The following is a 10481-nucleotide window of genomic DNA, read 5'->3' on the forward strand; positions in this document are numbered from 1 at the left end:
GGTGGCACGGAGGGCCGCGTCGGGCCGCTCGTCGGTGCGGGACGGCCTGTGCTCCGTGGCGCGGGAGGCTCCGGAGCCGCCGACGAGCGTCCCGGGAGGCGTGCGCAGGAGGCCCGCGAAGACCCTGGTGGCCGTACGCCGGAGGTCCACGAGGACCACGGCGGCCCTGCCGAGCCCCGTACCTCGGCAGCCCCCGTGACCCGTACGCCCGACGCCCCCCACTCCGGGCCCGGCCACCGGTCCGAGGCCGGTTTCCGATGGGTCACGGGCCGGGTTACCGGCCGGTTCATGGCACCTCTCCCGCCCGTTCGGGCGCGAAAAGTGGCGCGAGGAGATCCCCGTGACGCTCAAGACGTGGCGCGATGTCATCCATGAGGTGGACGAGGGATCCGGGGTCCGCGGCCTCCTCGGCGCAGTCCTCGACCTCCTCCCACGTCACGGGCGCCGAGACCATGGGGAGGGGCCGCGCCCGCAGGGTGTAGGGGGTGGCGGTGGTCTTGGCGGCGGCGTTCTGGCTGTGGTCGACGAAGACCTTCCCGGGCCGCAGGGCCCGGGCCATCCGGTGGACGACCAGCCCCGGCAGCGCGGCCTCCGCGTCGACGGCGAGCGTGCGCGCGTACGCCGAGACCAGCGGCGACGGCGTGGGCACCACCGGCACGAGCAGGTGCAGCCCCTTGGAGCCGGAGGTCTTGGCGAAGGCCTCCAGCCCGTCCTCGGCGAGCCGCGCGCGCAGGTGGAGGGCTACCCGGCAGCACTCGACGACCGTCGCGGGCGCCCCGGGGTCGAGGTCGAACACGAGCCGGTCGGCGACGGCGGGGGAGGAGGCGGTCCACTGCGGGGTGTGGAACTCCACGACCAGGTTCGCGGCCCACATCAGCGAGGCGAGGTCCTCGACGACCACCTGCCGGGCCCGGGGGTCCTCGGAGCGGGGCACGGGGGCGGTCCTCACCCAGGAGGGTGTGCCGGGCGGCGGATTCTTCGTGAAGAAGAGCTGCCCGTCGGGACCGTCCGGATAGCGTAGGAAGGACACCGGGCGGTCGCGCAGATGCGGCAGGATCGCGGGCCCGACGGTCGCGTAGTAGTGGAGCAGCTCGCCCTTGGTGGTGCCGGTGACCGGGTGGATCACCTTGTCCAGGTTGCTGAGCGCCAGGCGCCGCCCCTCCACCTCCGTGAGAGGCGTCATACGATGAGAATCGCACGATTCACGACAAATCGGGCACGACGAAACGCCCTGATCCGACCCGAAGGGAACGTCTGTGCGATCCATCTGGAACGGCGCCATATCCTTCGGCCTGGTCAGCATCCCGATCAAACTGGTGAACGCCACCGAGAGCCGGTCCGTCTCCTTCCGGCAGATCCACACCGAGGACGGCGGGCGCGTCCGCTACAAGAAGGTGTGCGAGCTCGACGGCGAGGAGGTCTCGCAGGCGGAGATCGGCAAGGCGTACGAGGACGCCGACGGGACCATGATCCCGATCACCGAGGAGGATCTGGCCTCGCTGCCGCTCCCGACGGCGAAGACGATCGAGATCGTGGCCTTCGTACCGGCCGGCGACATCGACCCGCTTCAGATGGACGCCGCGTACTACCTCTCGGCGAACGGCGTCCCGGCGGCCAAGCCGTACACCCTGCTCCGCGAGGCGCTGAAGCGCAGCGAGAAGGTGGCGGTGGCCAAGTACGCCCTCCGGGGCCGTGAACGCCTGGGGATGCTCCGTGTCGTGGACGACGTCATCGCCATGCACGGCCTGCTCTGGCCGGACGAGATCCGCGCGCCCGAGGGCGTGGCTCCGGAGAACCCCGTGAGCGTACGGGACGCCGAACTCGACCTGGCGGACGCCCTGATGGCCACCCTGGGAGAGGTGGACATGAGCAGCCTGCACGACGACTACCGCACGGCGGTCGAGGAGATGATCGCGGCGAAGGCGGAGGGCGGCGAGGGCGTCGCACCCCCGGAGGCGGGCGAGGAGAGCACCGGCGGCCAGGTCATCGACCTGATGGCGGCCCTGGAGAACAGCGTGCGGGCGGCGAAGGAGGCCAGGGGCGAGGACGCGGTGGTCACCGAACTCAAGCCGCGGGCGACGCCGAAGGCCACGGACACCAAGAAGTCCACGTCGAAGACGGCGGCGAGGAAGACGGCGGCCCCGGCACGCAAGTCGACGGCGAAGACGGCGGCGGGCAGGAGCACGGCGAAGAGCGCCGAGACGAAGAAGACGACGGCGAAGAAGACGACGGCGAAGAAGACGACGAAGAAGGCGACGACGAGGAAGACGGCGGCGAAGGAGACGACGGCCAAGAAGGCGCCGGCGAAGAAGACGGCACAGGGCAGGCGCTCGGCCTGAGGCGGGGACGCGTGGCGTGGCGGCGGCCTCCTGAGCGGGCGGCAAGCCGCGTCGGCGAGCCGGGTTCCGTCCTCACCTGCCGGGCGGGTCGCAGGCCGACCGCAGTTCCTCGAACGCGGTGTTGACGTCGGCGACGCGCACGGTGACGAGATCCTCGCGGCTGGGGGTCGCGTGCCCGCCGTGGGTGTCGTACAGCCGGAGATCGCGGCACGAGGCGGCCTTGCGGCACAGCTCGCGGGCGAGTCGCCCGTTGCCCAGCCGGTCGACGAGCCCGTCCCGTACGACGCTCAGGAAGTGGGAGTGGAGGACGGCGGCGGCGTCCTCGTCGACGACGTCGCCCTGCGCCTCCAGAACGCCGTGCGCGATCCGGAGGAGTTCGTCGGCCGAGTACGAGGGGAAGTCGATCCGCGTACTGAAACGGGAGGCGAGGCCGGGGTTCGTCGACAGGAGGGCGGCCATCTCGTCCGGATAGCCGGCCAGGACGACGACGAGCCGGTCGCGGTCGTCCTCGGCCCGCTTGAGCAGCACCTGCAGGGCTTCCTTGCCGAAGGCGTCGCCTCCGGAGTAGCCGGTGTTGTGGAGCGCGTAGGCCTCGTCGACGAAGAGGACACCGCCGAGGGCGGAGTCGATGACGGCCTTCGTCTTCACGGCGGAGGATCCGAGGTGTTCGCCGACGAGGTCGACGCGCGAGGCCTCGACGAGCCCGCCCGACTCCAGCATGCCGAGCCCGGCGAAGACGTCGCCGATGATGCGGGCCACGGTGGTCTTGCCGGTGCCGGGCGGCCCGGCGAAGACGAAGTGCTGAGGCCCGGCGGTGGTCGGCAGCCCCTGCTCGCGACGGACCGTGGCCATCCGCAGCTGGGCGACGAGGGTTCTGACCTGCCGTTTGACCGGTTCGAGCCCGATCATCCCGTCGAGCCGCGCGAGCGCTTCGTCGAGTCGCGGGTCGGTTGTGGTGGCGGGGGAAGCCCCTTCAGGGACGGGCGTCCCGACCGGTGCCGGGACCGGTGCCGCCGGGACCGGTGCCGGAACCGGCGTCTGGACCTGCGCACGCCGGGCGACGTCGGCGAGCCCGGGGAAGCAGCGGAAGGCGTACTGGAACTGCCGCAGCGCCTCGTGGTGGTCGCCGAGGCCCTCGTGCGCGAGCCCGCGGAGGTACGCGACCTCGCCGTCGAACCGTCCGCCCCGCTCCAGCGCGTGGGGGAGCGGCGCCATGGCGCGCAGGACTTCGTGGAAGACGCCTTGACGGGCGAGCGCGTAGCCGACGTACAGCTGGGCCTCGTCCCGCAGGAAGGAGGCCTCGATCCCCCGGGAGAACTCCAGTACGAGAGGCCAGTTCTGCTTGAGGTAGGCGTACCGGGTGCAGAGGAAGCGGGTCTCGTCGCAGTCGAGGACGGCGGTGAGCAGCGCGGGCTCGGCCTCGTCGACCTGCCCGGCGGAGAGCCGCTGCGCCATGCCGGCGAGCCAGAGGTCGCGGGAGGTCTCCAGGCGGAAGGAGACGTAGAGGCCGAGGTCGAACCGCGAACGGACGGTCAGCGCGCACGTGGTGCGCAGCTCGCCGAAGGTGTGCCGGTACCGCCCCATGGCCTCGACGGCCTCGGCCTGGGACCGCCCGGTGGCGTGCAGCCCCAGCCAGGCGTCGGCGGCGGTGGGGTCGTACTCCAGCACCTCGGTGAACCGCACGGCMGCGGCGTCGTACTGCCCGAGCCGCAGCAGCGCGACCCCCTCCCGCCACAGCCGCTCGCACTTCTTGGCGGTACGCCTGGACACGGACTCTCCCGCCACGCTTCCCCCCGACCAAACCCCCGACCGACCGACCGCACAGGCCGCGGACATCCCGCCCTGCGGGCCCCCGGAAAGCGTAATACCGCCCGGCCCGCGGTCTCGGACCGCCACGACACACTCCGGCCGTGGGCACCACGAACGAGAACGACGAACCTCAACGCCCCACGGTGCAAGGCGCGGCCTGCCGCACGGCTGCCACGATTTCCCTGCGCGGGCCACGCGTCCGTCTGAACTCCCTGCTTGCCGTGCGCGCGTGGTGGGCGTGCCGTGCTGCCGGCTCCTGGCTCGCGGCTCGCGGCTCGCGGCTCGCGGCTCAGAGAGTCTGCTCCAGCCGGTGGGCGAGGTCGCGCCGGGAGAGCGCGCCGGTCTTGCGCATGGCGCGGGCGATGTGCTGTTCCACCGTCCGGGGCGAGAGGTGGAGGGTCGCGGCGATCTCCCGGTTGGTCAGCCCGGAGGCCGCGAGCTGGGCCACCTCCGCCTCGCGGGGGGAGAGTTCGTCGGCGTGCGAGGGCCGGCCGGGAGGGCGGCCCTTCTTCACCGGCCGGCTCGTGCGCAGCAGCGCCCTGGCCCGCGCCGCGTCCCAGACGGCGCCCAGTTCGGTGAAGCGCCGGGCGCAGGTCTCGAGTGCGGTGACCGCCGACACGACGGAAGGGCCGTGAGGGGCCGGGCCCGGGTCCGGCGGTGAGCCGGCGGCCCTGACATCCGCGGCCGGGACGGGACACTCCGCGTCGGTTTCGAGGCCCGTCTCGGTTTCGGTGCCCGTCTCGGTGTCGGCCGCCAGCACGCAGCGCGCGGAGCCCTCGGTGGTCAGGGCCTGACTGTACGGGCGGGGCAGCTCCGCGTAGGCGGCCGCGGCCTCCCGGTACAGTTCCGCGGCCCGCAGCAGACCGTCCCGCTGTTCCCGGGCCAGTGCTTCCGTCTCTGCGAGTACGGCCCGGCTCCAGAGCAGCGCGGCCTGCGCGGCGGGAGCGTCACGCCGGCCGAGGCCCCGGGAGAAGTCCTGGACCATGCGGTGCGCCGCGGTCTCGTCACCCGTGCGGGCCAGGGCCTCCACGGCCCACGGCGCGAGTTCCGCGGCACACGGCCACACGCCCTTCATGGCGACCGCCGTCCAGGCGGCGCGGGCCTGTTCCGCGGCGGCTTCCACCTCCTGGCGGGCCAGAGCCAGACGGATCATGGCACCGGCCGCCGTCGCCGCCAGGGGCACCGGCAGCCTCTCCGTCCCGAACGTGCCCCGCTGGGTCAGCCAGGTCACGACCTCTCCCCAGTCCCCCCTGGCGAGGGCGAGCAGGCCGCGCACGAGGTAGGCGTCGGAGGCGAGGTACTGCATGTCCGCGGTCACGGCGATGAAGTCCTCGCACCGCTCGGCCAGGCCCGGCCACTGTCCGGTCCACCACTCCTGGAGCAGCCGCGTGCCCAGCACGCCCTGTTCGGTGTAGGGCGCACCGCTTCGTGCCGACAGGTCGCGTCCTTCCGCCACCAGGTCCTCGGCCCGTCCGTAGAAGCCGAGCCAGACCGCGAGGTCCGCGGCGTTGCACAGGCCGCGTGCCGCCTGCCGGGCATGTGCGGGATCGTCGCTCCGCGCGTGCAGCTGCTCCACCAGGTCCCACGCCTCCGGGTCGGCGCAGCTCATGGCGAGCGTGATGTGGTTGGCCAGGATCGCCGTGCGCATGACGTCGTCGCCGCTGGCGTCCGCCGCGGCGGTGGCCTTGACCAGCCATTGCCGGTGGACGTCGATGGGGGGACCCGGCCAGAAGGGGGTGACCAGGGCCGCCATGGCGCGGGTGGCCAGATCGGGCCGGACCTCGCGCAGTTCGTCGGCGGCGGTCTCCAGCATCCGCCATCCCTCGGGGAAGTTGCCCATCTGGTTGCACAGCATCAGCCCCAGGTCGAGCCGCAACTCTCCGCGCACGGCCGGGGGGAGGGAGGCGTCCCGCACGATCTGTGTGAGGACCTGCACGGTCTGGTCCGAGCGCAGACCGGTCACCGCGCTGCGGGCCAGCAGCGGGGCGAGACGGGCCCGGACCCGCGGGGACAGGCCGGGTGTGGCCAGCGTCCTCTCCAGCAGGGTGATGGCCTGCTGGTGGCGGCCGGCCGCCGCCGCCGACTCGGCCGCCTTCTTCACCGCCTTGAGCCACCTGCGGGTTCCGCCGGCGGCTCTGTGGTGTTCGGCCACGGCGTCCCAGGCCACGGCCGGTCCGCGCTCCAGGACCGCGGCTGCCCGCGCGTGCAGGTCCTGCCGTACCGGCCCGGGCACGACGGCCCGTACGACCGGTGCCGCCAGCGGGACGGCGAAGCCGTAGCGGCCCTCGGCCGGCTCGGCGAGGGCGGCGACCTCCAGGGCCCGCAGCAGCGCGTCGCCCCCCGCCGCGGTTCCGAGGCCGGACACGGCGATCAGCTCGTCGCGGCCGACGGGCCCGTCGAGGACGGCGGCCGCCCAGACGACCGGCCGGTGCGCCGGGGCCAGCGCGTGCGTACGGCTGAGGACCAGCTCCGCCAGCCGGGCCGGCGCACCGGCCGCCTCGACGTCGGCGGCCGTACTCGCGGACGCCGGCCCCTGCTCCCTCAGTACGGTCAGAAGATCGACGACCACCCGGGGCACCCCGCCGCTGAGCTCGTGCAGCCTGCGCACCGCCTCGGCCGTGCAGCCCTCGCCCAGTGTCTCCTCCGCCGCCCGGCGGACACGTTCCTCGTCCCAGGGCGCAAGGCGGTGCCGCAGCACCGTGAGCCGGGGCGGGTACGCGATCGGGGGACCGCCCAACGGCAGCCCGGGCACGGGCAGTTCCTCGGTCCGGTAGGCGACCACGGCAGCCGAGCCCGGTCCCAGTCCCGCGAGGACCTGCCGCAGCTGCCGCAGCTCGTCCTCATCCGCCCGGTGGACGTCGTCCACCAGCCACAGGACCGGTTTCCGCGGGCACTCGTCCTGCTCCGGCCCCTCCTGCTTCCCCGGCGGTCCGCCGGCGCCGCACCGCCACCACGTGTGGGCCGTGCCCGCCGCCGCGGGCAGCTCGGCCAGCGTGTGGAGCAGGTGGCTCTTGCCCGCACCGGCGACGCCTTCGACGAACAGCAGCACCGGTTCGGCGCCCTCGCCGGCGAAGGTGCGTTCCAGGGGGCGCAGGGCGGAACCAGGTGTCTCGATCACGTAGCCATCCCCGCTCTCCGTTCCTCCGGGCGACCCGGACTCCTCCGGGCGGCCCGGACATACCAGCCAGGCGCCTCGTCTCCGGCGCGGCGGGGGAGCGCGGGGCCGACACCGCCCCAGCGGCAGAACTCGGGCGAAACGCGTCGCGTGCCCGCGCCCGGGCCGCGTACAGGCATGCCGCCGCACCCGCCGCGAGTCCGTGCCCGCGCCCGGGCGACCCGGTCCGCGCGAGACGATTCCTGCACCGTATCGCAAGGACGTTATGAAAACACGGGTGCGGAGTCAGGATTCCCCTGCTCTTCTTCGCGTGGATTCGCGTGGAAGGCGGCGGGCCGTCCGAAGTGAACGGGCGACAACGGAGATTCATAGGCGGGCGCCCATTTGCGGTGGGCCGCGGGTGCCCGGGCGTGCGGAAGAGCCTTCGGCGGGAAGAAGCGCCGCGGAACGCCCCACCGACTGCCGATAAGCAGAGCGCGATGCCGTCCGGCCGGGACAGCCCGAGGCGGCGCGCACAACTCGTTCCGCACGCCCGTGCACAGTGCCGGCCAACCGAGGCTGGGCGGGTTCCGCACATTTCCTGCGTCACCCTGTGGGTCCGGTTGGCCGACATCTGAACCTTATGGACCCCTCCGTACCTCCGAATATCCGGAGAGTGGGATCCACGGATACGCAATCAACGTTCCGGAAGCGGCCCGTGGCGGGCCGCCTCCACCTCCATAGGTCGTGCTCCCGGCGTGTCGAGCATGCGTCGCGGCGGACGGGAGTGCGCGAGGGCGTACGTAGGTCGGCGGGTCGTTTCCCCAGGTCGAAGGCGTTCGCCGGGGCCGCCCCGGTGCGTGCGTCATGTGCGTCGGGCCAGCGGCGCTCCGGCGACGTCCTGGCGGATCCGGCACTCACGGGGAGGTCCGGGCGGCGGGGGAGTGCCCGGCCCCCGCACGCCGTCGACTCGTCCGCTCGGCGGCCATTCGATCGCGGCCGGCGGGGACTTCGCCGTCGGCCGCGTACGTTCCCCGGGGCGATTCCGCAGGAGCGGATTAACAAAGTGTCCGCCCTTTCGTTCAATAATCGGCGCTCCGCTCTCCGCCTCCTTGTCCGGGTGACGTCATGAGACGTATCGGAACCGAGGGACCCCCGTTCACGTCACTCTTCTTTTCTTCTGCGTGAACAAGCCTGCCATTTTTGCGACTTCGGCCGCCCATTCGGACATGCGAGGGGTGACATGCTCATGAAGGGGTGGCTATCTTCTCCATGAACCCAGGCCGACCCCTTTGGTTCAAGGTTTTGTTGACGCCTCCTCACCCCCCCCACATGTACGCATGGGAGCACACGTGTCTTCTTCCATATCCCGCAAGCGCCTCGCCCTGACCGGCGGCGCCACCGCCGTCGTGGTGGCCGTGCTGGCCGTCGGCGGCACGACGATCGCGGGCGCCACCCCCCGGGCCGCGGCACCGGACACCTCGCCGGCGGGCACCGCCTCGGCCCTGCGGCTCGACGGCAAGGAGAAGCTGGTCGTCCGCGACGTCGTCAAGGACGCGGACGGCACCACCCACACCCGCTACGACCGCACCTACGCCGGACTGCCCGTCCTCGGCGGTGATCTGATCGTCCACCGCGCGGGCGACGGGGCGGTCAAGGGCGTGACCCGGGCCACCGACCGCACCCTCGCGATCGGCTCCCTGACACCGAAGCTGACGCCGGGCGCCGCGAAGACGGCCGCGGTGAAGGCGGCCGAGACCGCCGACGTGGAGAAGCCCGTCGTCGAGGCGGACAAGGCGCCGCGCAAGGTGATCTGGGCGGCCGCCGGCACCCCCGTCCTCGCCTACGAGACCGTCGTCGGCGGTGAGCAGGAGGACGGCACCCCCAGCCGGCTGCACGTCGTCACCGACGCCGCCACGGGCGAGAAGCTCGCGGAGTACCAGACGATCCACAGCGTCGCCGACGACACCAGCCAGTACAGCGGCAAGGTCGACCTGGTCAGCACCCGCACCACGAACGGCTACCAGCTCGTCGACGGCACCCGCGGCAACCACCGCACGGTGGACCTGAACAACCGGCAGAGCGGCGCGGGCACCCTCTTCACCGACGCCGACGACGTCTGGGGCGACGGGACCGCGCGGCAGACCGCGGCCGTCGACGCCGCGTACGGCTTCGCCAAGACCCACGACTTCTACAAGGACGTACTGGGGCGTGACGGCATCAGGAACGACGGCGAGGCGCCCGCCTCCTACGTCCACTACGGCGTCAAGCACGCCAACGCCTACTTCGACGACGAGACCTTCGCCATCTACTACGGCGACGGCGCGGACGGGAAGCACCCCCTGACCCAGCTCGACGTGGCCGGCCACGAGTTCACCCACGGCGTCACCGACGCCACCGCGCGCCTCGTCTACAGCGGCGAGTCGGGAGGGCTGAACGAGGCGACCTCCGACATCTTCGGCACCGCCATCGAGTTCCACGCCGCCAACCCCGCCGACCAGGGCGACTACCTCCTGGGCGAGAAGATCGACATCCACGGTGACGGCACACCGCTGCGCTACCAGGACACCCCCAGCCGGGACGGCAAGTCCGCCGACTACTGGGACACGAACACCAGGAACCTCGACGTCCACCACTCCTCCGGCGTCGCCAACCACTTCTTCTACCTGCTCTCCGAGGGCAGCGGTGTCAAGAAGGTCAACGGCGTCCGGCACGAGAGCCGCACCAAGGACGGTTCCACCGTCACCGGCATCGGCCGGGACAAGGCCGTGAAGATCTGGTACAAGGCCCTGACCTCGTACTTCACCTCCACGACCACCTACGCGGCGGCCCGCAAGGGGACCGTCCAGGCCGCGACCGACCTCTACGGTGCGAACAGCACCGAGGTCGCGGCCGTGAAGGCCGCCTGGTCCGGCGTCAACGTCAAGGGCTGACCCCACCGCCCCCCACCCGCTCCACGAGATGACCGGTCCGGACSSGTCCGGACCGGACCCGGACCCGTTCCCGTTCCCGGACCCGGACCCGGACCCGGACCKGGCCGGAATAAATAGGCATCCGTAGATGCGACCCGCGTATAGCGCGCCAGGCACACACGTTCGTAGGTTTCCGCTCACCGGCAGGCCACCCACCATCCACGGACACCTGCCTCCCCACGACAGGTCATGGGCGTACCGGCCCTGCCGTCCCGGTGTGTACCCCTGCCACCGCAGAAGAACGGGCGGCACCTGAAAGCAAGAGAG

General features: G+C 72.4%; 5 protein-coding genes. 2 read left to right on the plus strand and 3 right to left on the minus strand.

Going from position 1 to position 10481, the window contains the following annotated elements; genetic code table 11:
* Positions 1-286: 286 nt before the first annotated feature.
* Complete coding sequence (gene ligD, locus EAO70_RS06555; protein ID WP_148002066.1) at positions 287-1183, minus strand: non-homologous end-joining DNA ligase; 897 nt, start codon at positions 1181-1183, stop codon at positions 287-289.
* A 73-nt stretch (positions 1184-1256) separates the two neighbouring features.
* Between ligD and EAO70_RS06560 the strand changes: the two genes are divergently transcribed.
* A complete protein-coding gene (locus tag EAO70_RS06560; RefSeq protein ID WP_148002067.1) occupies positions 1257-2339 on the plus strand; it encodes a Ku protein in 1083 nt (360 codons plus the stop codon).
* A gap of 72 nt (positions 2340-2411) precedes the next feature.
* Here EAO70_RS06560 and EAO70_RS06565 read toward each other — a convergent pair whose 3' ends face one another.
* Both EAO70_RS06565 and EAO70_RS06570 read right to left on the minus strand, forming a co-directional pair.
* Positions 2412-4109, minus strand: a complete 1698-nt coding sequence (locus EAO70_RS06565; protein ID WP_261992706.1) for an AAA family ATPase — start codon at positions 4107-4109, stop codon at positions 2412-2414.
* A 328-nt stretch (positions 4110-4437) separates the two neighbouring features.
* Positions 4438-7266: a helix-turn-helix transcriptional regulator gene (locus EAO70_RS06570; RefSeq protein WP_148002069.1), complete on the minus strand. Its 2829-nt coding sequence runs from the start codon at positions 7264-7266 to the stop codon at positions 4438-4440.
* A gap of 1316 nt (positions 7267-8582) precedes the next feature.
* On the opposite strand from EAO70_RS06570, the gene EAO70_RS06575 reads away from it, so the two are divergent.
* On the plus strand, positions 8583-10175 hold the full coding sequence (locus EAO70_RS06575; RefSeq protein WP_148002070.1) for a M4 family metallopeptidase: 1593 nt from the start codon (positions 8583-8585) through the stop codon (positions 10173-10175).
* Positions 10176-10481 lie beyond the last annotated feature (306 nt).

The organism is Streptomyces sp. adm13(2018) (assembly GCF_008042145.1).
GTDB lineage: Bacteria > Actinomycetota > Actinomycetes > Streptomycetales > Streptomycetaceae > Streptomyces.

What these genes read in the sequence shown, in the direction of transcription:
- ligD (WP_148002066.1), bottom strand. Translation starts at nt 1,183, where the DNA reads ATGACGCCTCTCACGGAGGTGGAGGGGCGGCGCCTGGCGCTCAGCAAC.
- EAO70_RS06575 (WP_148002070.1), top strand. Translation starts at nt 8,583, where the DNA reads ATGGGAGCACACGTGTCTTCTTCCATATCCCGCAAGCGCCTCGCCCTG.